The sequence below is a fragment of the Pseudomonas triticifolii genome, from assembly GCF_014358015.1.
GTDB lineage: Bacteria > Pseudomonadota > Gammaproteobacteria > Pseudomonadales > Pseudomonadaceae > Aquipseudomonas > Aquipseudomonas triticifolii.
This window is the reverse complement of sequence record NZ_JACONV010000002.1, coordinates 485,373-508,743: the sequence shown is the minus strand read 5'-3', so window position 1 is coordinate 508,743 and position 23,371 is coordinate 485,373. Positions and strand designations below refer to the sequence as shown.

Here is a 23,371-nt window from a genome sequence, read left to right as displayed (position 1 = left end):
TTGACCCTCCCGATTTCCTACCGACGCGCTTGGGAGGGAGATGAAGTCGGGAGACTGACTGGCAAGGCGTTCCCATGCAGCACTCATCGTCATACACAAATCTGACTGCAGCCTCCCACGGGATATGCCTCAGTCAGCCGTTTTCGTTTTAGCCCCGTTTTGCGCGTTTTCTGGGCTTATGTGTAACGATGAGTGCAGCGCATGGAAACGATCAATCACGTCAGGAAAATTGCATCAAAACGCAACCGAGGTCTGCACGTAGACGGTGCGAGGTTCGCCCACGTATTTGCCGCGGTTGTTGTCGTCGAACGAGCGAGTGTAGTACTGGCGGTTGAAGATGTTCTTCATGCCCACGGCCACGTTCAGGTCGGACAGTTGCGGGCCGAAGTCGTAACCGGCGCGCGTGCTGAACAGCATGTAGCCGGGGATGCGTCCGGTGCTGCCGTCGGCGCTTTCGGCGGAGGTGTTGGCGTTGTCGGCAAACTGGTCGCTCTGGAACGAGCTGTCCAGATTGAGCTTCCATGGTCCTTCGGTGTAGCTGACACCCAGCGTGCCTTTGTGCTTCGAGGAGAACGGTACGCGATTGCCCTTGTTCGGGCCGTCTTCACGAATGGTGGCGTCGACGAAGGCGTAGCTGGCGTACACGTCATAGCCCGCCAGCACAGGGCTCAGGCCTTCCAGCGCATAGTTGATGCTGGTCTCGATGCCCTGATGGCGCGTCTCGCCGCGTGCGATAACGGTGTCGTTGGTCTGGTTGCTGTCGTACTGGTTGTCGAAGTTGATCAGAAACGCCCCGATCTCGGCGCGCAGGTTGCCGTTGTCATAGCGCGTGCCCAGCTCCCAGGTCCGTGCCTTCTCCGGCTTCACTTCGCCACCGGTCACGCGGTTGGGCATCTGGCTGTATTGCACGCTGCCGAACGAGCCTTCGGTGTTGGCGTACAGGTTCCAGGTGTCGGTCAGGTGATACAGCACATTCAACGCAGGCAGTGCGGTGGTGTAATCGCCCTGATACTTGACGTTGCTCAGGTTGTTGTTCTGCGCGGTGTCGATCATCTCGTAGCGAATGCCGGGCGTGATGGTCCACTTGCCGATGTCGATGCGGTCATCAATGTAAAACGCGTGGGCTTCGGTCGAGCCACGGGTGTCACGGTCATTGCGGCTGGCGGTGGTCGGCAGTTGCCCGGTTACTGGCTCGCGGTAGCGCATTTCGTGACCCGCTTCGTTGACGTAGCGATAGCCCACACCCACTTCATGCCAGGTTTCACCCAACGCAAAGCCCTGGGAGAAACGCGTTTCCAGACCGCGTACCCAGTATTCGCGAGGCGACAGGGACACGAAGCTGCCCTGATCCAGATAGCCACTGCGCAAGGTCTTGGTGAAGAAGGTGTTAGCGGTGAAGACGCGGGCGTCCTGCTCGTAGCGATAGCCGAAATTGACCAGGGTGCGACGGCCCCAGAATTTATCCTTGAGACGGGTCGACTGATACGGGTCGGCATCGTAATCGGCGACGCTCAGGCCGCCGGGCATTTGGGCTTCACCCTCATAGTACTGGGCCATGGCGTTGAGGCTGTTGGCCTCGTCGATCTGGTATTTGCCCTTGAGGATCAAGTCGTCGATCTGCGTGTCGCTGTGCTCGCGCCAGTCGCCGCCGCGTACGCCTGAATACAGAAGTGCGCCACCCAGGCCGTTGTCGGCAGTGCCGCCAGCCAGCAGGTTGCCAGTGGTTTTGAAACCGTCATGGCTGGAGGAAGGACTGGTTTCGGTCTGAATGCCGCCTTTGAGCGTCGGTTCGTCAGGGATGGCGCGGGTCACGAAGTTGACGATGCCGCCGACGTTCTGTGGGCCGTAGCGCACTGCGCCGCCGCCGCGTACGACATCCACGGCGTCCATGTTGCCCATGCTGATGGGCGCGAACGACAACTGTGGCTGACCGTAGGGTGCGAAGGGCACCGGGATGCCATCCATCAAGACCGTGGAGCGCGAGGCCAGGCGTGGGTTCAGGCCGCGAATGCCGAAGTTCAGCGCCATGTCGTGGCTGCCGGTGCCGTTATTGTCTGGCGCATTGACGCCCGGGATACGATTGAGCACTTCACGGGCGGAGGTCGCGCCGACACGCTCGAATTCTTCGCGGCGAATCACGTCGCGTGCGCCAGGGTGTTCGAACACGTTGGTCTGCTGCGCTTCGCCCAGCCAGTCACCGACGACCGTTGAAACACCCAACTCGATCGGGGCGCCTGCGACACTGGCCGATTGCACGGTGAAGCCATTATTGCCATCGGCCACGGCTCGCAGACCGGTGCCTTCGAGCAGGGCATTGATGCCTTGTTCTGCGGTGTACTGACCTTCCAGGCCACGGCTTTTGAGGCCGCTGGTGATCTGTGACCCATAGGAAATCAGCACGCCTGCTTCCCGCCCGAACTGGTTCAGCGCCGTCTCAAGCTCACTCGGGGCGATGTGGTAAACCTTGGGTGCCACGTCAGCGGCTTGCGCCATCGACAGGCTGCCGACCGAAAGGCTGGCGCCGAAAATGACATGGCGCAGTGTGCGCGTCAGTGGAGACAGTGGGGTAGGGCGGGCTGACATGCAGGAGTCCTTTGACCGGAAGATTGAAGTGCTTTTCCTGTCTGTCACGCGAGGGTCTCGAAACGGCTCACGTCTTTTGAAATATTTTTATGACGCCGCTGCGAAGAATCAGGAAAACAGGCCTAAAACGCTGGAGCCGGGCTGAAAACGGTTTCAGCCAGTAGAAGCGGACCGACCGGCGCTCCGTTTGTCCGCGAAGGGTCGGAACATTCAGCCGAATGTGTTGTGTCCGAAACGCAGTCTTCGTGGACAAGTCCACTCCTGCCGGGCTGAAAACCGGTTACAGCCAGTGGGAGCGAGCTTGCTCGCGAAGAGGCCGGAATGTTCAGCCGAGAGGGTGCGCCTGAAAGTCAGTCTTCATGGACAAACGCAACGCCGCCCGGTCCACTCCTACAAGCTGAGTTTGATCGTGTGAGCAGTCATCCAGTGATCCCTGTGTAGAACGACACGTGGGATTTAAACCCGTGCCTGCACGTTTACCCAATACCGGGTAAAGCGCTGCACGCGCACGGGCAGGGCGATTTCCAGCATGTCGAGAATCCGTTCGCTGTCGGCCAGCGGGTAGCTGCCGGAGATCAGCAGGTTGGCAACGTTCGCCTCGCAGTTCAGGCGCCCGCGACGGTAGCGCCCCAGTTCGCCGAGAAAATCACCCAGCTTCATGCGCGATGCCACCAGCATGCCGTCGGCCCAGGCGCCGCTGCTGGCGTCCACAGGGCGTACGCTGTCCCAGGCAGTGCGGCTGAACGTCACCTGTTGCTGCGCCTGCACGGTCAGGCCCGAACCTGCGCGGTCGACGGGTGCCAGTTCAACTGCGCCGGCGAACACCGCCAGTTGGGTGCGTCCATTCAACTGACGCAGATTGAACCGGCTGCTGCCGCTCGCCGATTTCACGCGGCCTTCGGTGGTCAGCAGGTTCAGCGGGCGAGTGTCTGCCGAGACCGTCATCAGGATTTCGCCTGACAGCAATTGAATCAGCCGCTGCTGCGTGTCGAACTTCACATCCACGGCGCTGGCAGTGTTCAACTGAATCTGGCTGCCGTCGCTCAAGGCTACCTTGCGCTGTTCGCCCACGCCGCTGTTGTAATCGGCCAGCAACGGCTGCAACGCGATCTGCTCACGCAGGCTCCAGCCTGCGACCGAGCCTGCACCCAGCAGCAACAGCAATTTGAGCGCATGGCGTCGGCTACCAGACTTCGGCGCGCCCAAAGCAGCGTGCGCGAGGGGCGATGACAGACCGCTCAAGCGCTGATTGACGCGCTGAATGTGCGCCCACGCCCGTTGATGCTCGGCGTTGCCATTGAGCCAGAGCTGCCAGGCTTTTTGACGACCTGCATTCAGCCCGCCTTCCTGCATTTCCAGCAGCCATCCGACGGCCTGCTGCGCGACCGCAGGCGAAATGTCGGATTTATTCAAGGAGTCGTTGTTCAGGTTCATAAGGCGAAGTAGCAGCGCAGCGCGGCCTTGTTGAGGTGTCGTTTGACCGTGGCGATGGAAATGCCCAGCGCGCCGGCGATTTCGCCGTGGCTCAGGCCGTCCACCTGGGACATCAGGAAGGCGCTTTTGACTGGGGCGGGAAGCCCCTCCAGCAACTGGTCCAGTTCGACCAGCGTTTCGAGAATGATCGCCCGTTCTTCTTCCGACGGTGCCACGCTTTCCGGCAGCTCGGCCAGCGCCTGATAGTAGGCGCGCTCCAGGTCCTGGCGTCGGTAGTGATTGCACAGCACGCGTCGGGCAATAGTGGTCAGGAACGCTCGCGGCTCAACGATCTGTTGCGGGTCGCGTGCGCCCAGCACCTTGATGAACGTGTCCTGGGCCAAGTCTGCCGCGCTGTGAGGGCAGCCGAGTCTGCGCCGCAACCAGTTCGTCAGCCAGGTGTTATGAGCCCGAAACAGGCCGTCGACAGTGTGATTGAGAGCAGGATGGGCGCTGGGTGTCACGAAGAGCAATCCACGAGGACTCATTGATGGCGTGGATTCTGTCAGACTCTTTTGCGTATGAGAATATTTATCATTAATATTGCGCTTCATTCGTCTGGTTAACGACGAACAAAGACTTGTCGGCGAAGCCATGCCCTTGGCGTGACCCGGCACCTGCCGTTCCATGTCCCGAACGAAGACGCTCCGATGGATGCTTCCACTGCCGTAACGTCCCCGACTTCTGCTGGGGTCAAAAAGCGAACGCCCAAGGCCAAAGGTGTGACGGTCGCCTATCGACTGGGCGTGACCTCGCGCGCGCTCGCCGCCATCTTTGCCGGTTATCTGCTGGCCTCCCTCACCAGCATTTGTATCGCGCAGTGGTTGCCGATTCCCCGCGCCGAGGCCGTGGGCGTCGGCATGATGCTGTCGTTCCTCGCCTATCTGGTCGCTGTGCTCTGGTGTTTCGCCTGTCGAACGGCGTTGCAGGCCTGGGTCGGTGTGCTGGCACCCTGCGCCGCGCTCGGTGCGGTGTACGCGTGCGGCCGGTGGCTGCTGTGAAAGAGGGCTTTCGTCAGGCGATGGCCTGGTTGCACACCTGGGTCGGTTTGCTGTTTGGCTGGTTGCTGTTCGCGATTTTTCTGACTGGCACGCTTTCGTACTTCAAGGACGAGATCACCCAATGGATGCAGCCGGAAATCCCGGTGCGCACGCTCGATGCCAGCGCCAGCGTGCAGATGGCCCAGAACTACCTGCAAACCCATGCCGCCGGTGCCTCGCGCTGGTTCATCAGCCTGCCTGACGAGCGCACGCCGGGGTTGTCGGTGGGCTGGCTGCCGGAAGGCAAAGCCGGCCAGCGCAATAATTTCGTGCGCAAGCTGCTCGATCCGCAGACGGGGGCCCAAGTGCAGGCGCGGGACACGCGGGGCGGGGATTTTTTCTATCGCTTCCACTATCAGCTGCAGATGCCGCATCCGTGGGGCCGCTGGCTGGCGACCATCGCTGCGATGGTGATGTTCGTCGCGCTGATCACCGGCATCATCATTCACAAAAAAATCTTCAAGGAGTTCTTCACGTTCCGGCCGCGCAAGGGCCAGCGCTCCTGGCTTGACGGGCATAACGCACTCGGTGTGCTGGTGCTGCCGTTCCACTTGATGATCACTTACAGCAGCCTGGTGATCTTCATGTCGATGGTGATGCCGGCCAGCATCCTGACCGCCTATGGCAGTGTTCAGGCGTACTACAGTGAAGCGTTTCCAGCTTCCCGACCCGCCAGAGCCGAAGGCAAACCCGCGCCGTTGATTGCACTGGCACCGTTGGTCAAGACTGCCGCCGAGCGCTGGGACAGCGGCCATGTTGGGCGTGTGATAGTCAATAACCCCGGCGATGCAGCCGCCTCGGTTCTGCTGACCCGTGACGACAAGGGCAGCATTGTCATGGAGCGTGGCGGGGCGCTGACGTTCAGCGGCGTCAGCGGCGAGTTGCAGAGTGAAGTACCGGAACGGCCGATGGCGTTGCAGGTGTCCGGCGCGATGTATGGCTTGCACGTCGGGCATTTCGCTCAGCCGTTGTTGCGCTGGCTGTACTTCATTTTCGGTATCGCGGGCACTGCCATGATCGGCACGGGGCTGGTGATGTGGCTGGGCAAACGTCAGCTCAAGCACGCAAAAAGTGCTGCGCTGCCGCTGGAGTTGAGGCTGGTGGAAGTGCTGAACATCGCCAGCATGTCCGGCTTGATGATCGCAGTCGCTGCATTTTTCTGGGCCAACCGCGTGATGCCAGCAGGATTGGCCGGGCGTGCGGATTGGGAAGTCAGCGTGTTCTTCAGTGTCTGGGGCGTGTCCGTGCTGCATGCGTTGCTACGTCGCGGTCGCACTGCCTGGCGTGAGCAACTGTGGCTGGGGGCGTTTCTGTTCACGGCGCTGCCATTGCTGGATCTGCTGACCGCAGGTCGCTATCTGCTGGATTCATGGGCAGCGGGCAGTTGGGTACTGACAGCGTTTGACCTGACGGCCCTGGCGACGGGTCTGTTTCTGGGCTGGACGGCCACGAAGTTCACGTCGTCGCCCGCCACCAGGGCGCTACGCCCGGACAGCCTGCCGTTGCAGGCCGGCCCGCAGGAGGCTGGTTGATGCTGCTCGCGGCCTTGTTGTGTTACCTGGGATTTTCGTTGCTGTGCCTGTCCATGCCACGTCATTACGGCGAGCTGTGCAAAGGCCCGCTCACCGAGCGCCGTCGCCTGACCTTCAGGCTGATCGGCTGGAGCGCGCTGCTCGTCTCACCCTGGCCTGCTGTGGACGCTGACGGCTGGGACATCGGTCTGGTGCAGTGGTTTGCGGTGTTGATGGCCAGCGCCGTGGTGCTGGTTTCGCTGATGCCGTTGCGGCCACGCTGGGTGTTGATACTGGCCGGTTGCGCGCTTGTGTTCAGCCCGCTGGCGATGTTCGATCGGATGTTTTAGATCGCCATCAGGGCCACGCGGTATTCGCCGGGCGTCGCGCCCACGGCCTGGCGAAACCGATTGCTGAAATGACTGGCGCTGGCAAAACCGCAGGCCTGGGCAATGTCGCCAAGCGGGTCGCGGGTGGTGCGCAGCAACTGGCGAGCCCGTTCCAGGCGACGTGCCAGCAGATACTGATGAGGCGGCAACCCGAAGCTCTCGCGAAACATGCGGGCGAAATGGTATTCCGACAGCGCACACAATCCTGCCAGTTGGCCCAGGCTAAGGGGATCCGCCAGATGCGTCTCGATGAACTCCGCCAGTTGCCTTCGCAGGTGCGGCGCCAACCCGCCTTTGAGACGCAAACCTTCGCGTTGCCCGACCTGGCTGAGCAGTGCATGGTCGATCATTTCATGGGCCAGGCTGCTGGTCAGCAGACGTTCGCCCGGTTCGGCCCAGTTGAGGCGGATCAGTTGCTGGAAACGCTGCGCCTGCACCGGATCGTCCAGGAAGGTGTCTTCACGCAGCTGCATTTCCCGGGGCTCGCGGTCCAGTAGCGTGACGCAGCTCAACGCGAACTGCTCCGCGCTGAAATACAGATGCGCCAGGCGAATCTCGCCGTTCACGATCCACGCCGATTCGTGTCCGGCAGGCAACACACAGAGTTTGCCGGGAGAACCTTTCTGGTCGGGCCGATCACGCCGAAACGTGCCGGTGCCGTCTTCGATGTAGCACGAGAGTGTGTGGTGGGTCGGCGCGTGATACTCCTGCGAGTCATGCCGATTGCTCCACAACGCTGCCACCAAACCGTCGCCCAGCGTTGCGCTCTGCTCAAGGCAGGAGTGGGGCGAGCTGTTCAGGGCCTGGAAGACCTGAATGGATTCGATGGTGGACATGGCGTTTCCTCTATGCCGCTCATCGTACCTGCGAGCAGCTCGCCTGCCATCACTGTGTCGATCAAATGCGCAAGATTATGCAAACGCCCGTGTCGAGGCGCGCAGCAGACTGAGGGCTCATCAAGGAGTCTGCGTCATGAACCTATCGCTTTATCTGCTGACCGTGCTGATCTGGGGCACGACCTGGATTGCGCTGAAACTCCAGCTGGGCGAGGTCGCCATTCCCGTGTCGATTGTCTATCGCTTCGCACTGGCTGCATTGGTGCTGTTCGCTATTTTGCTGATCAGCAAGCGTCTGCAGCCGGTCAACCGTCGCGGCCAGTTGATCTGTCTGGCGCAGGGCGTCTGCCTGTTCTGCGTCAACTTCATGTGCTTTTTGACCGCGAGTCAGTGGATCCCCAGTGGGCTGATCGCCGTCGTCTTTTCGACCGCAACCTTGTGGAATGCTCTGAGTGCGCGGGTATTCTTTCGCCAGAAGATCGCCAGCAATGTACTGACCGGCGGCGCATTGGGGTTGCTGGGTCTGGGCTTTCTGTTCTGGCCTGAACTGTCCGGGCACGGTGCCAGCCACCAGACCCTGATAGGGCTTGGCCTTGCGCTGCTAGGCACGCTGTGTTTTTCGGCGGGCAACATGCTGTCGAGCATGCAGCAGAAAGCCGGTCTGCGTCCGTTGACCACCAATGCCTGGGGCATGTTTTATGGCGCGGCGATTCTGTGTGTGTATTGCCTGCTGAGCGGGACGCCGTTCACGTTTGAGTGGAACGGCCGTTACATCGGCTCGCTGTTGTATCTGGTCATCCCCGGCTCGGTGATTGGCTTCACCGCCTACCTGACCCTGGTCGGCCGCATGGGGCCGGAGCGCGCCGCTTACTGCACGGTGCTGTTCCCGGTGGTGGCGCTGAACATTTCGGCGTGGGTCGAGGGCTATCAGTGGACGTCGGTGGCGCTGGTCGGGCTGGTGCTGGTGATGGTGGGCAATGTGCTGGTGTTCAGGAAGGCCAAGCCGGTGGTGGTGCCGGTGAGCGGGAAACTGGCCTGAGGCCAACGTGGGTAAAGCGCGGTCGTGGTCGTGTAGCCGATAAAAACTGTGGGAGGCGGCTTGCCGGCGACAGCGCAAGACCTGTCACTGACAAGTCGCCTGACACTCCGCATCGCCGGCAAGCCGCCTCCCACGTTCAAACACAGCGTTTCTTTGAGCTGCGGGCCTGACCGATTTATCTCAACCCTTCCAGACCTGCGGATTGACCAGATCCTGCGGGCGTTCACCCAGCAGTGCGCTGCGCAGGTTGTGGTAGGCACGGTCCGCCATAGCCTGACGGGTTTCGGTGGTGGCCGAGCCGATGTGGGGCAGGGTGACGGCGTTCTTGAGCTGGAACAGTGGGGATTCGCTCAGCGGTTCCTTTTCGTAGACATCAAGACCCGCGCCACGAATAGTGCCGTTTTGCAGTGCTTCGATCAGCGCCGGTTCGTCGACGATCGGGCCACGGGCGATGTTGACCAGGATGGCGCTCGGCTTCATCAGGCTCAGTTCGCGGCGCGAGATCAGGTGGCGGGTCTTGTCGCTCAATGGCACCACCAGACACACGAAGTCGGACTCGGCCAGCAGTTGGTCCAGGCTGCGGAATTGCGCGCCCAGTTCCTGTTCCAGTTCAGTCTTGCGGCTGTTGCCGCTGTACAGGATCGGCATGTTGAAACCCAGTCGGCCACGCCGCGCAATCGCTGCGCCGATGTTGCCCATGCCGACGATGCCCAGTGTCTTGCCATGCACATCGGTGCCGAAATGCGGCGCTTCGATGCTGCGTGTCCACTGACCCGCCTTGGTCCAGGCATCCAGCTCGGCCACGCGGCGCGCGCTGCTCATGATCAGCGAGAAACCCAGGTCGGCGGTGCTTTCAGTCAGCACATCCGGGGTGTTGGTCAGCATGATGCCGCGCTCGCTCAGGTAGCCGACGTCGTAGTTGTCGTAACCCACTGAAATGCTCGACACCACTTCCAGACGGCTGGCGTTCGCCAATTGCTCACGGCCCAGCTTGCGACCCGCACCGATCATCCCGTGGGATTCGGGCAGGGCCTCTTCGAACTGTGCATTGAGGTCGCCCAGCTTGGGGTTGGGCACGACGACGTTGAAGTCCTGCGACAGGCGTTCAGCCATTTCAGGGGAAACACGGCTGAAGGCGAGTACGGTTTTTTTCATTGGGCAGTCACTCTTGAGCGGGTTGAATGAGTAGCACGCTAACATTCCTGCCCGCTCTTTGGCAGCCGGTTTTGCGGTTGTACGACGTCAGGACATGCTTTTCAGGGCCTGCACGTGCAGGTCTGCTTCATCTGCCGCCAGAATCTCCGGCAGTGAACCACGCAGGTATTCCACCCAGGTCTTGATCTTGGCATCCAGGTACTGGCGCGAAGGGTAGATGGCGTACAGGTTCAGTTCCTGGGAGCGGTAGTCGGTCATGATCCGCACCAGCGTGCCGTTACGCAGCCCTTCGATGGCCGAGTAGATCGGCAGAATGCCGACACCCATGCCGCTGGAAATGGCCGTCTTCATCGCGTCCGCCGAATTGACCAGCAGTGGTGAAGTGGTAATGGTGACCATTTCCTGGCCTTGCGGGCCGTCGAACAGCCATTTTTCCAGCGGAAACACCGGGCTCACCAGGCGCAGGCAGGCGTGATTCAACAGGTCTGCAGGCTTGTGCGCGGTGCCGAACGTCTTGATGTACTCCGGCGACGCACACACGATGCTGTAGGTGATTCCCAGCCGCTGGGACACAAAGCCCGAGTCCGGCAACTCGCTGGCCAGCACGATCGAGACGTCGTAACCGTCTTCCAGCAGATCAGGCACACGACTGGTCAGCGTCAGGTCGAACGACACGTCCGGGTGGCTGCGCCGATAACGGGCGATGGCGTCGACCACATAATGCTGACCGACCCCTGGCATCGAATGCATCTTGAGCTGACCGGCCGGCCGCGCATGGGCGTCGCTGGCTTCGGCTTCGGCTTCTTCGACAGACATCAGGATCTGCTCGCAGCGCAGCAGGTAGCGCTTGCCTGCTTCGGTCAGGGCGATACGGCGAGTGGTACGGTTGAGCAGGCGGGTCTGCAAGTGCGCCTCAAGGTTGGAGACGGCGCGCGACACGTTGGCGGTTGTGGTGTCGAGCAAGGCTGCTGCCGCAGTAAAACTGCCCGCTTGCGCCACGCAACTGAAGGCGCGCATGTTTTGCAGGGTGTCCATGAGTGTTTCTCTGAGTCGATGGCAAATTGTGACATGAAGTAACTGACGCGTGTCAGCCATACCGACGGATTATCACCGTTTCGGTAATAAAGATTCACATATCTTCCCGCTTATCGCCGTGTCGAGTGCCCCCTAGAATCGCCGCCATTCAAGGCGTTTCATCACCGGTCGGGAACTCGCAGCTGTGCCGCGTCGCATCATCAGAGGGTTCAAGCCCCTCGGTCTTCTGGTTTTATCGTTGGTTATAAGTGGCTGCATTGCAACCGGTGGAATCGAACCCAAGGGCAGCGCGTTATCTGCTGACAGCCTGGCCACCGACAGCGCCATTCAGAACGCCGCACTCGCTGCGCACTGGCCTACAGCACACTGGTGGCGTGTCTACAACGATCCGCAACTGGACCGCTGGATCGAGCTGGCCGTTCTGGGCAGTCCGAGCCTCGCCATGGCAGCAGCGCGCGTGCGGGAGGCCAAAGCGATGGCGGGGATGGCTGAGTCCGCCGAATCGGTGCAGGTGCAAGGCACGGCAAGTCTGGCGCGTCACGACTGGCCGAGCGATCAGTTTTACGGCCCCGGCGCGCTCGCCGATCGTCACACCTGGGACAACAATGCGTCGCTGGGCATGCGTTACGCGCTGGACCTGTGGGGCCGCGAGCGCAGCGCCAGTGAACAGGCCCTTGACCTGGGGCACATGAGCGCTGCCGAACAGCGACAGGCGCAGCTTGAGCTGCAGGAAAATATCGTTCGCGCCTACATCCAGTTCTCCCTGAACTTCGCTCGTCTCGAGATTGCCAAGGCCTCGCTGGCCCAGCAACAGCAGATGCTGGACCTGGCGCAGCGTCGGCTCAAGGGCGGCCTGGGCACGCACTTCGAGGTCAGCCAGGCCCAGGCCACGTTGCCGGAGATCCATCGACAGATCGATGAGCTTGAAGAAGCCATCGCCTTGGGGCGTAACCAGCTGGCGGCGCTGGCAGGCAAGGGGCCTGGCGAGGGCTCGACCTTGCAACGTCCCCGTCTGGTGCTGAACAGCGAACTGAAACTGCCTTCGGCATTGCCTGCGCAACTGCTCGGCCAGCGGCCCGACGTGGTCGCCAGTCAGTGGCGTGTGGCCGCTCAGGCGCAAGGCATCGATGTGGCACACGCCAATTTCTATCCCAACGTCGATCTGGTTGCCAGCCTCGGTTACATGGCCACGGGTGGCGGCATGCTGGCGTTTCTGACGGGCAGCAAACTCAGCTACACGGCAGGCCCTGCGCTTACCTTGCCGATGTTCGATGGCGGGCGCTTGCGCGCTGAACTGGGGCGCGCTTCGGCCGGTTATGACCTGGCGGTTGCGCATTACAACCAGACGCTGGTCATGGCGCTCAAGAGCGTCTCCGACCAGTTGATTCGTCGTGCCTCACTCGACAAGCAGCAGGTGTACGCCGCCGATTCCGTGGCGTCGGCACGCAAGACTTATGACATTGCCCTGATCGCCTACCAGCGCGGGCTGACCGATTACCTGAGCGTGCTCAACGCCCAGACCCTGCTGTTTCGTCAGCAGCAGGTTCAGCAGCAGGTCGAGGCGGCGCGGCTGACCGCGTATGCCGGGCTGGTGGTGGCGCTGGGTGGCGGGTTGTCGGCGGGCGATGATGTGCCGCTTGCGCGTGAGCACGTCGGCAGTCAGGTCGGCCACTGAGATGATTAAGCTCGCTCATCGTTTCATCGCCTTGCCCTGGCGCCGTGAACTCAATAGCTGGGCGCGCAGTGACGGGGTCACGTGGATCTACATCGGCAAGGTGCTGATCGCCGCGTTTCTGACGTACTGGCTGGCGCTGCGTCTGGAGCTGCCGCAGCCGCGCACGGCAATGATTACGGTGTTCATCGTCATGCAGCCGCAGAGCGGGCAGGTGTTCGCCAAGAGCTTTTATCGCCTGCTGGGCACGCTGGCGGGTTCGGCGATGATGGTGCTGCTGATGGCGCTGTTCGCCCAGAATTCGGTGCCGTTTCTGGGGTGCCTGGCGTTGTGGGTCGGGCTGTGTTCGGCAGGTGCGGCACGCTACCGCAACTTTCGTGCGTATGGTTTCGTGCTGGCTGGTTATACCGCTGCGATGGTCGGTTTGCCAGCGCTGGCGCACCCGCAAGGCGCATTCATGGCGGCGGTGTGGCGCGTGCTGGAAATCTCGTTGGGCATTCTTTGTGCCACGGCGGTCAGTGCGGCGCTGCTGCCGCAGAGTTCCAGCGCGTCCATGCGCAATGCGTTGTATCTGCGTTTCGGCAGCTTTGCCCGTTTCGTGATCGATGGCCTGCAGGGAGATCAGGCGCGAACTGTTTTCGAGACCGGCAACGTACGATTCGTCGCAGAAGCCATCGGCCTGGAGGGGCTGCGCAGCGTCACAGTGTTCGAAGACCCGCACATGCGTCGACGTAATGGCCGGCTCAATCGTCTGAACAGCGAATTCATGGCCGTTACCACGCGTTTCAATGCGCTGCATCAGTTGCTCGACAGGCTGCGCGCCGAACGATCGAGCGCGGTGTTGAAGCATGTCCAGCCGGGCCTTGATCAGATGACTTCGCTGCTTGACGCTTTCGCCGACAGGGCCTTGACCAGTCCCGATGCAGTCCGTCTGGCGACACAGTTGCAAGCGCTCAAGACGAACTGGCCCCAAACGGTGAGACACCTGCGTGCGGGGTTCGAAAGCACATCCCCGAACGATGCCCAGTGGCTGGATTTTCACACCGCGTTCGAGTTGCTGTATCGCCTGCTGGACGAGTTGCTCAGCTACGCCCAGACCCACGCATCGCTGGCTGATCACCACCATGTACGCGAGCAGTGGAACGAGTCGTTCGAGCCACGCACGCATTGGCTGACGGCGGTGGCGGCCGGTGTCCGTGCAACAAGTGTGGTCGCACTGTTGAGTACGTACTGGGTGCTGACGGCCTGGCCCAGCGGGGCCGTCATGACGCTGGCCTCGGCGGCGACGGTTGCGCTGTCTTCCACCACCCCTGACCCCAAACGCCTGTCGTTTCAGATGGCCAGCGGCACGTTGCTCGGCGCGCTGTTGGGGTTTGTCGAAACGTTTTTTCTGTTTCCGCAGGTCGATGGCTTTGCTCTGTTGTGTTTTTTACTGGCTCCGGTCTTCGTGCTCGGCGCGTTTCTCGGCTCGCGGCCGCAATGGACGGGGTACGGTCTGGGCTTGCTGATCTTTTTCAGCATAGGCTCGGTGCCGGACAATCTGACGGTTTACGACCCCTACACCTTTATCAACGATTACCTCGCCATGGTGATCGGCATGCTGTTCTGTGCCTTGGCGGGCGCAATCATTCTGCCGCCCAACAGTCGCTGGATGTGGCAACGGCTGGAGCAGGCGCTGCGTGATCAGGTGGTGTTCGCGATCAGCGCGCCCTTGCCGCGGCTGGGTTCGCGTTTCGAAAGCCAGACCCGCGACTTGATGCATCAGGCGTACGGCCTGGCGATCAGTCGGCCTGAGGTGCAGCGCGAACTGTTGCGCTGGATGTTCGTGGTGCTGGAGATCGGCCACGCAATCATCGACCTGCGCCGCGAGCAGGAAGCGCTGCCGGTGCATCCGGCGTACGCGGCGTATCAACCCTGGCGCATCGCGCTGCGGGTCATGGGCCGCGCGTTGATCCGCCTGTTCATTCAGCCTGACGAGACCAACCTGCAGCGCTGTCTGCTGGCCGTCGATCAGGCGCTCAATCGGGTTCAAGAAGCGGACGAGCCGTTCGCCTCGCACTTTGATACGTCAGTGCTGCGTAGAGTGAAGAGCTACCTGCACTTCATCCGCACCTCGTTGCTGGACCCTCAGTCACCCTTGGCCGCGTATGGCCAGATTCCTCATGCTTCGGGAGTGGCCCATGCCACGTGAGATTGCCTTCCACGGCCTGTACCTGCCGACCGTGACGCTGATTTTTTTGATAGCGATGGTTCTGGCCTGGGCGCTGGATCGTCTGCTGGCGGCGCTGGACCTGTATCGCCATGTCTGGCATCCGGCGTTGCTGCGCCTGAGCCTGTTCACCTGTCTGTTCGGCGCCTTGGCGCTGCCTCTTTATCGTTGATGCCTGGCTCGGAAAATCTCTGGATGAAAAAGTTTTTCAGCGTGATCGCCACGTTGTTGTTTCTGGCGCTGGCCCTGTGGATCGGGCGAACACTGTGGGTTCATTACATGGAAACACCCTGGACCCGGGACGGGCGAGTGCGGGCTGACATCATCAATGTGGCGGCAGACGTGTCCGGCACCGTGATCGACGTGCCTGTGCATGACAACCAGCAAGTCAAACGCGGGGACCTGTTAATGCAGATCGATCCGGAGCATTACCGGATTGCGGTCAAGCAGGCCCAGGCGCTATTGGCCTCGCGCAAGGCGACCTGGGAGATGCGCACGCTCAACGCCAAACGCCGTGCCGACCTGGATGAACTGGTGATTTCGGCGGAAAACCGCGAAGACGCGAGCACCATCGCGACCTCTGCGCTGGCTGATTACCAACTGGCTCAGGCACAACTGGAGGCGGCCGAACTGAACCTGTCGCGCACCCGCGTGCTGGCGTCCGTGGATGGTTATGTCACTAACCTGAATGTGCACCGGGGCGACTATGCGCGAATGGGCGAAGCGAAGATGGCGGTGGTCGACATGCACTCGTTCTGGGTGTACGGCTTTTTCGAAGAAACCAAACTGCCGCACCTGAATGTGGGCGACGCTGCCGACATGCAACTGATGAGCGGCGAGGTCATTCAGGGCCACGTCGAAAGCATTGCTCGCGGCATCTATGACCGCGATAACCCGCAAAGCCGCGAGCTGGTTGCCGACGTCAACCCGACCTTCAATTGGGTCCGCCTGGCCCAGCGCGTGCCGGTGCGCATTCATCTGGATCGCGTGCCGGAAGGCGTATTGCTGTCAGCGGGGATGACCTGCACGGTGATTGTGACGCCGGGTTGATTGCTCCCCACGCCCTGCGCTCGGCGTTATATACACGTCGTGCTGTAACCAACGGACTGTGGGAGGCGGCTTGCCGGCGATGCTTTTTCTGAAGCGACCTGGCGGTGACTGAGTGGACGCCATCGCCGGCAATCCGCCTCCCACGGTTTGGATTGTAGGAGCGGACTTGTCCGCGAATGCAGCAGTTTGGTGATTACCTCTCTGGTGGATGTACCGGCCTCTTCGCGGACAAGTCCGCTCCCACGGGCACGCGCTCAGTCAGACGCTTTAGCTTTGGCCCGTGTTACGCGTCCTCTGGACTTGTGTATTAACGCTGAGCGCTGAAAGTGGGCACGATCATGGGGGCCAGAGATCACGATCACAGCGAAGCATTCAGCCCGAACCGCTTGCGCAGTCCACCTTCCAGCAGGCCCTTGGGCAGCAGCCATGACATCAGTGGCAACACCCGCGAGCCGTTACCCAGACGCAGCAGGCGCGGCGGGTTGGTTTGTTGGGCAGCCTTGAGCAGGTCGCGGGCGAAATCGGTGGCGGGTGTGGGGTTGTCCTGCGAGGCCTTGGCGCGCGCACGGATGCCTTCACGGATCGGCCACCAGGGCGACTGTTCGCTGATCAACTGCTCGGCCTCGTGGCTGGCGTTCTTCGCAAAGCTCGAAGCAATGGCACCCGGCTGGACTTCCATAACCTGCACCCCGAAAGGTGCCAGCTCCAGACGCAGCGCATCGCTCAGGGCATGCACGGCCGCTTTCGACGCGCAGTAAGCGCCCGCAAACGGCGTGACCAGCACGCCAGACACACTGCCGATATTGACCACCAGTCCCTTGTTGCGACGCAGCGCCGGGAACAGCGCCCGGGTGACGCCGACCACTGAAAACACATTGGTTTCGAACTGACGCTGCAACGCTTCCACGCCGCCATCCAGCAGCGGCCCCATTGCACCGTAACCGGCGTTATTGATCAGCACATCGAGCCCGCTGTGTTCCAGCCCGGCAGCAAGCTGCTCCAGGGCCATGCGGTCGTTGACGTCCAGTTGCACGGCGATGAAACCTGCCGCACTCAGGGTCGCGACGTCTTCCTGTTTACGCGCGGTGGCCCAGACCTCGTAGCCGGTTGCCTTGAAGGCGTCAGCCAGTGCGCGGCCTATTCCGCTGGAACAGCCTGTGATGAGAGCGATGGGCATGTCGATGTCCTTGTGGGTCAGTCCGAGAAACTGCCTTGCAGATGTTCTGCGCGAAACTCCAGGGTTTGCGGGCGATAGCCATTACGCAATGCCGGTACGGGTACACAGTCCTGCCAATGGCCGTCTGCCTGCAATTCGCCCGGTCCGCGATAACGCGCCGACGTGTAGGTGTTGTCCGCCAGATTGACGGTATCGCCTGGCGCGTAAGCCGCAATACGCCAGCGAAGCTCCAGCAGCGCCGCCTTGTTGCGGTTGGTGATCGAGACCTGCAACGGGCGATCCGTGGGGCACTGCTGCGGTGCATAGGCCAGCCGGATATCCAGTTGCTCCAGCTGGCGTGTCTCGCGGCTGTCCTGCCAGATCACGATAGCCGCCACGATCCCAAGGCCAACAGCGGCCGCAAGCGACACCGGCAAGGCTTTGGCAGGATAGCGCAGCAACAGGATGAGCCAGGTCAGGATTAACAGGATGCCGATCAGCATGCAGAGGGTCTCCAGCAGGGGCGGTGCTGAACATCCTACAGAAAGGGTAGGGCGGTTGACCAATGAGGTCGCACAGGGTGGTGGGAATGCGACCGGGATGATGCAGCTGCGCATCATCCCGGTGCTATGACCGGCAGTGCTCAGTCACACGAAGCTGTAAATCCTCGACGCTGGCAACTTAGCGCTACTTCCGACCAGTACGCCTGTGATTTTTGCTTTTTGCCCTGGTTTGAAATTCATGCTCTCTTCAGTGTGGTCGTTGGTGATCGTCACACGCGTGGGCTGGCCCGATGTAAAGGGAGAGTTGCCGCTGGCCAACGGACGATTAGTGCCGTCTGCATTGGCCAGGTTCAACAAAACCAAGGTGCAGGACTCATCGTCGAATGCAGGCAGTTCAAGAGTGATAGGGCCCTTGAGGATGACTTCGTAAATGTCCTCGGTGCCAGTTTTTCCAGGTTTTGCCTCTGCGACAAAAGGTACGGGAATGGTGGGGCTGGATGGGCTGCTCATAGCGATACCTGCGAACGGTGCGGCTGACGGTCCGCTAACGTTAAGCAGCGTGAATATTTTTGGCTACTGACAGAAATGACAGTGGCCAGAGAAACGAAGCGGGTCCACGAGTCTTTATCGCAGCCACAAAAAAGCCCCCGACACTGTCTTGCGGATGGGGATTCGCAAGACAGTGTCGGAGGCCGGTGTACTACCGCTTTTTTGCTAGCCGTTGATCAACGCGCAATGGTCTGCGTTTTGACACCGGTTTCCAGCGCGCCCGAGCGGCCGTAGATATCTTCGAAACGCTCGATATCGTCTTCGCCCAGGTAGCTGCCCGATTGCACTTCGATGATTTCCAACGGGATCTTGCCTGGGTTTTTCAGGCGATGGACCGAGGCGATCGGGATGTAAGTGGACTGGTTTTCAGTGAGCAGGAACACGTTCTCGTCACAGGTCACCTGCGCGGTACCGGATACCACGATCCAGTGTTCGGCACGGTGGTGGTGCATCTGCAGCGACAGGCACGCGCCCGGCTTGACCGAGATGCGCTTGACCTGGAAGCGGCCGCCCATGTCCACGGAATCGTAAGAGCCCCACGGGCGATAGACTTCGAGGTGGTTCTGGGTTTCGGTGCGACCCTGTTCGTTCAGCGTGGCAACCATCTGCTTGACGCCCTGAACCTTGTCCTTGTGGGCAATCATCATGGCGTCCTTGGTTTCGACGACCACAATGTTGTCCAGACCGATCACCGACACCAGTTTGCCGTTGCCATGGATCATGCAGTTGCGGCTGTCCTGGATGACGACGTCGCCCTTGGTGACGTTGCCGTTGGCATCCTTGGCATTGACTTCCCACAGCGACGACCAGCAGCCGACATCGCTCCAGCCAGCCGACAGTGGCACGACGCAGGCGCGCTGGGTTTTTTCCATGACGGCGTAGTCGATGGAATTGTCCGGGCAGCAGGCGAAGGTGGAGGCGTCGATCTCAACGGCATCGCCGTCCTGAACGCTGCGCTCCAGGGTCAGCAGGCAAGTGTCGTAGATGTCCGGGTCGTGCTTTTTCAGCTCTTCCAGGAAGCGGCTGGCGCGGAACAGGAACATGCCGCTGTTCCAGTAGTAGCCACCGGCTTCTACGAACTCTTTGGCGCGTTTTTCGTCAGGCTTTTCGACGAAGTGCGACACGCGGCTCACGCCTTCGGGCAGCAGCGCATCGGCTGTGGATTTGATGTAACCGTAGCCGGTTTCCGGCTTGCTGGCCGGTACGCCGAACAGCACCATTTCGCCACGCTCGGCGGCCACAGTGGCCAGCGCCAGTGCGCGTTGCAGGGCTTTCTGGTCTTCGATCACGTGATCGGCCGGCAGCACCAGCATCAGACCGTCGTTGCCCTCGTTGACCAGTTTCATGGCAGTCAGAGCCACAGCCGGTGCAGTGTTGCGACCGAACGGTTCCATGAGAATCGCCTGGGTTTCCAGTTTCAGCGCCGCGAGTTGCTCGTTGACGATGAAGCGGTGCTCTTTGTTGCAGACCACGATCGGCTCCTGCATGCCATCGAACACCAGACGCTCCAGGGTTTGCTGGAACAGGGTGTGCTCGCCGGTCAGTGCCAGGAACTGTTTAGGGAACTGTTTGCGCGAAAGCGGCCAGAGTCGTGAACCGCTACCGCCTGACAAGATCACTGGAATCATTTTACTTCTCCAATAGCATTCAATATGGGCTGTACGTGCTGTCTGTCGTTTCTGTCTTTTTCTTATTCCGCGCCTGCCGGTCAGGGCTCGCCATGACCCGGCAGGCCAAATCCTTTAGCGGGTTGTAACCGGTGGCTTGACCCACACTGGCGAGAGGCTGCTGCCACTGCCGGTGATGTACAGAACAGCGGCTTCGCCACGCTCCAGGGCCACAGGTTTCACATCGGTGACTTTCTTGTCGCCGTCGTACAGCGCCAGACTGACTTTGACCGGGTTGATTTCACGCTCGCCGGTGCCCTTGGCCGCCACGGCTTTGACCACATCGGTCTTGCCGTCGGCGGTTTTCAGGGTCAGTGCCTTGTCGCTGAGGTTCTGCACGCGAACCAGGGATTTCTGCTTGTTCTTGAACGGCGGTTCTTCGATCAGTTGGGGTTTGCCGCTGGCGTTATTGACCAGGGTGTAATAGTGATCGCCTGCCAGTTTCACCGGCACGCTCTGGCTGCCCAGTTTGGCGGTGTAGTCGCCCTGTGGCATGAAGCTGAACGCGGTGCTGCCCAGTGGCGCGACTTCGTTCATGTTGGTGTTGCCGACGCTGGCGCTGATTTCAGCGCTGCTGGCGTTGTAGACGCGTACGAAGGTCGAGCCTTTTGGCGCGGTCGGGCCGTACAGGGCCGAGTCACCTGCAAAGGCTTGCAGGGACATCAGGCCCAGGCCAGCAGCCAGTGCGCAGGTTTTGAACAGGCGGTTCTTCGAACGGTTTGCAGTGGTGTGTTGGGTCATGAGTCAGTCCTCTCAGTTTTGCGCCCGGTTGGGCGACTCGGATGGGTTGGCGCTCAACGCCACGTTGTCTTGGGTGTTACGCGATTTTTTCAGCTCGGCGATCCACTTCTGATCGAACTCGCCAAGGTCGTTGTGCGCTGGCAGGTAGCGTTCCGGGAACTCCCAGATGACCACTTGCGGCGGGGTGTTCTTGAAGGCGTCGGTCTGCAGGTACTTGAGCATCGGCAGAATCGGGCCATGGCCGTCTTCGGCGTAGTTGACGACATCGCTGCGCAGGGCTTCTTTCAACGCGCCGACGAAGTTCCAGTTCGGGTTGGCGCTGTAGCTGGTGCCCACCAGGCCGACCGGAATGTCACTGTCCGCGAACAGCGCATCGTCGCCAGCCGCTGTGCCTTGGACCGGATCGGTACTGCGTTGTTGCAACTCATCAGGCTTGGGCAGCATGTTGCTGAACAGCGGGTCCAGTGGCAGGAACGTGGTCAGGTCGCCCTTGTACGACTCACTGCCCCTGGCCTGGGTGACGAACTGTTCAGGCTCGCCTTCCAGCGGCGTCTTCTGGGCAATGGCTACGCCCAGTTGCTGCGCAGCGACTTCGGCACCCATTGGCGTCCAGTGCGTGTCGGTACGCAGGAAGACCTGGCCTTTCTGCTTGGCAGCCTGCAGCGGCGCGAGCAGGTCCGGCGCGAAGATCCCGGCACTGGCGACCTGCGCGTGAAACTGCTGGTACAGGTCGGCGTGCAGGCTGGCTGGCTTGTTGTCACCGATGTGCTCGGGGTACAGACGCGTCTTGGCCGGAACGATGGCCAGGACCAGCTGGGTGCCCTGTTTTTCCAGTGCGTCACGCACGCCCTGGATCAACGCCAGGTTGTCCGCTTCGTTCTGCTCGCCATTGGCAACGGCGTCGAACTCTTCATCGGTGTACAGCCACTGGTCCTTGCCGAGCACGACGCCGGGACGGCCTTCGTTGAACAGCTTGTAATCCAGGGCCGCCCAGAGGTTGGTGCCCAGGCGCTTGATCGGAAACTCATCGTCGTAATGAGTTTCCGCCGCTTTGGTCCACTTGCCGTTGAGCACAGTGGTCTCGGCCGAGGTCGAGAACGTGCTGAAACTGCGCAGCGACCAGGCGCCGAGGATCAACAGCAGACCCAGGAAGATGGCGATGTAGAGGATTCGTAATGAACGGGTCATGTCAGGCTCCTCAGAACTGGAAGTAAAGGAACGGCGAGAAGCTCTGCGCCGAAAGTTTGAGAATCGACGCGACGAACAGCAGCAGGATCAGTGCGCGCATGGCGTAGCGGGGCCAGTCGGCAACCCAGTAGGCCGGTTGCACCTGTGCTTCGCTGCCCACGGTGTAACCGGGCAGGTGCAGGCTGCCGGGCGCATCGCCAGGAACGGCCTTGATGGTGCCCGGTTGCGCAGTGGCAGGGCCGTCGGCCTTGGTGCTTTTGCCATCGTCGACCTGACGGTTCTGGTAGAAGTCACGCAGACCGAAGAACGCCAGGGTTGCGTAAGCCAGCACCAGTGTCGCCACTTGCAGGCCGGTGAGGCTTGCGCGGTTGAGCTCGGACAGCTGCCATTCGCCGAAGCTGAACATGGCACCGTACATGCGTCCTGCCACGTGCAGGTTCTCTGCACGGAAGATCACCCAGCCCACTACGACCAGCAGGAAGGTCAGCGCCCAGCGGATCACGTTGAAGTTGTACGGCTTGGTGTTGATGCCCAGCGCTTTCTCGATCGCCAGCCACATGCCGTGCCACGCACCCCAGATGATGTAGGTGACGTTGGCACCGTGCCACAGACCGCCCAGCAGCATGGTCAGGAACAGGTTGCGGTAGGTCGCAAACTTGCCGCCACGGTTGCCGCCCAGCGTGATGTACAGGTAGTCACGCAGCCAGGTGGACAGGCTGATGTGCCAGCGACGCCAGAACTCGGTGATCGACTGGCTGATGTAAGGCTGTTTGAAGTTTTCCATGAAGCGGAAACCCATCATCAGACCCAGACCGATGGCCATATCACTGTAACCGGAGAAGTCGAAATACAGCTGCGCGGTGTACGCCAGAGCGCCCAGCCAGGCATCGCCCGTGGTCGGGTTCTGCAGGGCGAAGCAGTGGTCTGCCACGACCGCCAGGGTGTCGGCGATGAACACTTTCTTGATGAAGCCCTGCATGAAGCGCGTGGCACCTTCAGAGAACTTGTCCAGCGTGTGTGTGCGGTTGTTGAACTGGTCGGCCAGGTCACGGAAGCGCAGCACAGGTCCTGCAATCAGGTGCGGGAAGATCGCCACGAACGCTGCAAAGTCGATCAGATTGCGCGTGGCCGGTGTGTCGCCGCGGTACACGTCGATGATGTAGCTGATGGACTCGAACACATAGAACGAGATGCCGATCGGCAACAACACATGTGTCAGGATGAACGGTTCCAGGCCCATGGAGGTCATGGCCGCGTTGATGCTGTCCACGCCGAAGTTCGCGTACTTGAAGTAGCCCAGGATACCCAGGTCCACCACCACGCCGAGCAGCAGCCAGCGCTGTGCCGGTTTGGTTCGCACGCCTGCTGCGCCCACCTTGAGGCCGATCCAGTAGTTCCAGACCGTTACGCCGATGAACAGGGCCAGGAAGTCCACACGCCACCAGGCGTAGAAGATGTAGCTGGCAACCAGCAACAGCAGATTGCGATAGCGTTGCCCGCTCAGGTAGTACAAGCCGAGAAAGATCGGCAAGAACAGGAACAGGAACACGTTGGATGAGAAAACCATCCTTATCT

General features: G+C 61.0%; 21 protein-coding genes. 8 read left to right on the top strand and 13 right to left on the bottom strand.

Features of this window, described 5'->3' with window-relative positions; all coding sequences use genetic code 11:
- Window positions 1–234 precede the first annotated feature (234 nt).
- The 3 genes from fecA to H8S56_RS07005 all read right to left on the bottom strand — a co-directional run bounded on the left by fecA (window position 235) and on the right by H8S56_RS07005 (window position 4,544).
- Window positions 235–2,583: a TonB-dependent Fe(3+) dicitrate receptor FecA gene (gene fecA, locus H8S56_RS07015; RefSeq protein WP_187518219.1), complete on the bottom strand. Its 2,349-nt coding sequence runs from the start codon at window positions 2,581–2,583 to the stop codon at window positions 235–237.
- A 456-nt stretch (window positions 2,584–3,039) separates the two neighbouring features.
- Window positions 3,040–4,017: a FecR domain-containing protein gene (locus H8S56_RS07010; protein WP_187518218.1), complete on the bottom strand. Its 978-nt coding sequence runs from the start codon at window positions 4,015–4,017 to the stop codon at window positions 3,040–3,042.
- On the bottom strand, window positions 4,014–4,544 hold the full coding sequence (locus H8S56_RS07005) for a sigma-70 family RNA polymerase sigma factor (RefSeq protein WP_187518217.1): 531 nt from the start codon (window positions 4,542–4,544) through the stop codon (window positions 4,014–4,016). Before H8S56_RS07005 ends, H8S56_RS07010 begins: the two co-directional genes overlap by 4 nt.
- A gap of 162 nt (window positions 4,545–4,706) precedes the next feature.
- On the opposite strand from H8S56_RS07005, the gene H8S56_RS07000 reads away from it, so the two are divergent.
- The 3 genes from H8S56_RS07000 to H8S56_RS06990 are packed head-to-tail and all read left to right on the top strand — an operon-like array spanning window position 4,707 to window position 6,957.
- Window positions 4,707–5,057: a DUF3649 domain-containing protein gene (locus H8S56_RS07000; RefSeq protein WP_187518216.1), complete on the top strand. Its 351-nt coding sequence runs from the start codon at window positions 4,707–4,709 to the stop codon at window positions 5,055–5,057.
- Window positions 5,058–5,077: 20 nt separating this feature from the next.
- Complete coding sequence (locus tag H8S56_RS06995) at window positions 5,078–6,628, top strand: PepSY-associated TM helix domain-containing protein (RefSeq protein ID WP_187518265.1); 1,551 nt, start codon at window positions 5,078–5,080, stop codon at window positions 6,626–6,628.
- On the top strand, window positions 6,628–6,957 hold the full coding sequence (locus H8S56_RS06990) for a DUF3325 domain-containing protein (protein ID WP_187518215.1): 330 nt from the start codon (window positions 6,628–6,630) through the stop codon (window positions 6,955–6,957). Before H8S56_RS06995 ends, H8S56_RS06990 begins: the two co-directional genes overlap by 1 nt.
- On the opposite strand, the gene H8S56_RS06985 is transcribed toward H8S56_RS06990, so the two are convergent.
- Window positions 6,954–7,832 carry an AraC family transcriptional regulator gene (locus H8S56_RS06985; RefSeq protein WP_187518214.1) on the bottom strand — a complete coding sequence of 293 codons (879 nt, stop codon included), beginning with the start codon at window positions 7,830–7,832 and terminating at the stop codon, window positions 6,954–6,956. The genes H8S56_RS06990 and H8S56_RS06985 overlap by 4 nt on opposite strands.
- A gap of 136 nt (window positions 7,833–7,968) precedes the next feature.
- Here H8S56_RS06985 and H8S56_RS06980 point away from each other — a divergent pair, with 136 nt between their 5' ends.
- Complete coding sequence (locus H8S56_RS06980; RefSeq protein WP_187518213.1) at window positions 7,969–8,871, top strand: DMT family transporter; 903 nt, start codon at window positions 7,969–7,971, stop codon at window positions 8,869–8,871.
- A 180-nt stretch (window positions 8,872–9,051) separates the two neighbouring features.
- Here H8S56_RS06980 and H8S56_RS06975 read toward each other — a convergent pair whose 3' ends face one another.
- A complete protein-coding gene (locus H8S56_RS06975) occupies window positions 9,052–10,026 on the bottom strand; it encodes a 2-hydroxyacid dehydrogenase (protein WP_024685890.1) in 975 nt (324 codons plus the stop codon).
- An 87-nt stretch (window positions 10,027–10,113) separates the two neighbouring features.
- Window positions 10,114–11,061 (bottom strand): LysR family transcriptional regulator, encoded by a 948-nt coding sequence (locus tag H8S56_RS06970; RefSeq protein WP_024685889.1) that lies wholly within the window; start codon window positions 11,059–11,061, stop codon window positions 10,114–10,116.
- A 184-nt stretch (window positions 11,062–11,245) separates the two neighbouring features.
- On the opposite strand from H8S56_RS06970, the gene H8S56_RS06965 reads away from it, so the two are divergent.
- Genes H8S56_RS06965 through H8S56_RS06950 form a run of 4 tightly spaced genes read left to right on the top strand, consistent with a single transcriptional unit; the run spans window position 11,246 to window position 15,992 of the window.
- Window positions 11,246–12,736 (top strand): efflux transporter outer membrane subunit, encoded by a 1,491-nt coding sequence (locus H8S56_RS06965; protein ID WP_187518212.1) that lies wholly within the window; start codon window positions 11,246–11,248, stop codon window positions 12,734–12,736.
- A 1-nt stretch (window position 12,737) separates the two neighbouring features.
- Window positions 12,738–14,924 carry an FUSC family protein gene (locus H8S56_RS06960; RefSeq protein WP_187518211.1) on the top strand — a complete coding sequence of 729 codons (2,187 nt, stop codon included), beginning with the start codon at window positions 12,738–12,740 and terminating at the stop codon, window positions 14,922–14,924.
- Window positions 14,914–15,114, top strand: coding sequence for a DUF1656 domain-containing protein (locus H8S56_RS06955; protein ID WP_024685886.1), 201 nt, complete (start codon window positions 14,914–14,916; stop codon window positions 15,112–15,114). Before H8S56_RS06960 ends, H8S56_RS06955 begins: the two co-directional genes overlap by 11 nt.
- Window positions 15,115–15,137: 23 nt before the next feature.
- On the top strand, window positions 15,138–15,992 hold the full coding sequence (locus H8S56_RS06950; RefSeq protein ID WP_187518210.1) for an efflux RND transporter periplasmic adaptor subunit: 855 nt from the start codon (window positions 15,138–15,140) through the stop codon (window positions 15,990–15,992).
- Window positions 15,993–16,350: 358 nt separating this feature from the next.
- On the opposite strand, the gene H8S56_RS06945 is transcribed toward H8S56_RS06950, so the two are convergent.
- The 7 genes from H8S56_RS06945 to H8S56_RS06915 all read right to left on the bottom strand — a co-directional run bounded on the left by H8S56_RS06945 (window position 16,351) and on the right by H8S56_RS06915 (window position 23,363).
- Window positions 16,351–17,169: an SDR family oxidoreductase gene (locus H8S56_RS06945; protein WP_187518209.1), complete on the bottom strand. Its 819-nt coding sequence runs from the start codon at window positions 17,167–17,169 to the stop codon at window positions 16,351–16,353.
- Between the two features lie 17 nt (window positions 17,170–17,186).
- On the bottom strand, window positions 17,187–17,651 hold the full coding sequence (locus tag H8S56_RS06940) for a multidrug transporter (protein WP_187518208.1): 465 nt from the start codon (window positions 17,649–17,651) through the stop codon (window positions 17,187–17,189).
- Between the two features lie 144 nt (window positions 17,652–17,795).
- The gene (locus H8S56_RS06935) at window positions 17,796–18,161 is read right to left on the bottom strand and encodes a hypothetical protein (protein ID WP_187518207.1); all 366 of its coding nucleotides are present in this window, start codon (window positions 18,159–18,161) and stop codon (window positions 17,796–17,798) included.
- A 215-nt stretch (window positions 18,162–18,376) separates the two neighbouring features.
- Window positions 18,377–19,828 (bottom strand): mannose-1-phosphate guanylyltransferase/mannose-6-phosphate isomerase, encoded by a 1,452-nt coding sequence (locus H8S56_RS06930; RefSeq protein ID WP_024686391.1) that lies wholly within the window; start codon window positions 19,826–19,828, stop codon window positions 18,377–18,379.
- A gap of 114 nt (window positions 19,829–19,942) precedes the next feature.
- On the bottom strand, window positions 19,943–20,608 hold the full coding sequence (locus tag H8S56_RS06925; RefSeq protein ID WP_187518206.1) for an alginate O-acetyltransferase AlgF: 666 nt from the start codon (window positions 20,606–20,608) through the stop codon (window positions 19,943–19,945).
- Between the two features lie 12 nt (window positions 20,609–20,620).
- Entirely contained in the window at window positions 20,621–21,796 is a 1,176-nt protein-coding gene (locus tag H8S56_RS06920; RefSeq protein ID WP_187518205.1) for an alginate O-acetyltransferase, read from the bottom strand.
- Window positions 21,797–21,806: 10 nt separating this feature from the next.
- Window positions 21,807–23,363 carry an MBOAT family O-acyltransferase gene (locus tag H8S56_RS06915; protein ID WP_187518204.1) on the bottom strand — a complete coding sequence of 519 codons (1,557 nt, stop codon included), beginning with the start codon at window positions 23,361–23,363 and terminating at the stop codon, window positions 21,807–21,809.
- Between the last annotated feature and the right edge of the window lie 8 nt (window positions 23,364–23,371).

Bases quoted from the DNA above. Each gene is read 5' to 3' on its own strand.
- H8S56_RS06935 (WP_187518207.1), bottom strand. From the start codon at position 18,161: ATGAGCAGCCCATCCAGCCCCACCATTCCCGTACCTTTTGTCGCAGAG.
- H8S56_RS06915 (WP_187518204.1), bottom strand. From the start codon at position 23,363: ATGGTTTTCTCATCCAACGTGTTCCTGTTCCTGTTCTTGCCGATCTTT.
- H8S56_RS06940 (WP_187518208.1), bottom strand. From the start codon at position 17,651: ATGCTGATCGGCATCCTGTTAATCCTGACCTGGCTCATCCTGTTGCTG.
- H8S56_RS07000 (WP_187518216.1), top strand. From the start codon at position 4,707: ATGGATGCTTCCACTGCCGTAACGTCCCCGACTTCTGCTGGGGTCAAA.
- H8S56_RS06995 (WP_187518265.1), top strand. From the start codon at position 5,078: ATGGCCTGGTTGCACACCTGGGTCGGTTTGCTGTTTGGCTGGTTGCTG.
- H8S56_RS06970 (WP_024685889.1), bottom strand. From the start codon at position 11,061: ATGGACACCCTGCAAAACATGCGCGCCTTCAGTTGCGTGGCGCAAGCG.
- H8S56_RS06920 (WP_187518205.1), bottom strand. From the start codon at position 21,796: ATGACCCGTTCATTACGAATCCTCTACATCGCCATCTTCCTGGGTCTG.
- H8S56_RS06925 (WP_187518206.1), bottom strand. From the start codon at position 20,608: ATGACCCAACACACCACTGCAAACCGTTCGAAGAACCGCCTGTTCAAA.
- fecA (WP_187518219.1), bottom strand. From the start codon at position 2,583: ATGTCAGCCCGCCCTACCCCACTGTCTCCACTGACGCGCACACTGCGC.
- H8S56_RS06955 (WP_024685886.1), top strand. From the start codon at position 14,914: ATGCCACGTGAGATTGCCTTCCACGGCCTGTACCTGCCGACCGTGACG.
- H8S56_RS06950 (WP_187518210.1), top strand. From the start codon at position 15,138: ATGAAAAAGTTTTTCAGCGTGATCGCCACGTTGTTGTTTCTGGCGCTG.
- H8S56_RS06985 (WP_187518214.1), bottom strand. From the start codon at position 7,832: ATGTCCACCATCGAATCCATTCAGGTCTTCCAGGCCCTGAACAGCTCG.
- H8S56_RS06930 (WP_024686391.1), bottom strand. From the start codon at position 19,828: ATGATTCCAGTGATCTTGTCAGGCGGTAGCGGTTCACGACTCTGGCCG.
- H8S56_RS06980 (WP_187518213.1), top strand. From the start codon at position 7,969: ATGAACCTATCGCTTTATCTGCTGACCGTGCTGATCTGGGGCACGACC.
- H8S56_RS06960 (WP_187518211.1), top strand. From the start codon at position 12,738: ATGATTAAGCTCGCTCATCGTTTCATCGCCTTGCCCTGGCGCCGTGAA.
- H8S56_RS06975 (WP_024685890.1), bottom strand. From the start codon at position 10,026: ATGAAAAAAACCGTACTCGCCTTCAGCCGTGTTTCCCCTGAAATGGCT.
- H8S56_RS06990 (WP_187518215.1), top strand. From the start codon at position 6,628: ATGCTGCTCGCGGCCTTGTTGTGTTACCTGGGATTTTCGTTGCTGTGC.
- H8S56_RS07010 (WP_187518218.1), bottom strand. From the start codon at position 4,017: ATGAACCTGAACAACGACTCCTTGAATAAATCCGACATTTCGCCTGCG.
- H8S56_RS06945 (WP_187518209.1), bottom strand. From the start codon at position 17,169: ATGCCCATCGCTCTCATCACAGGCTGTTCCAGCGGAATAGGCCGCGCA.
- H8S56_RS07005 (WP_187518217.1), bottom strand. From the start codon at position 4,544: ATGAGTCCTCGTGGATTGCTCTTCGTGACACCCAGCGCCCATCCTGCT.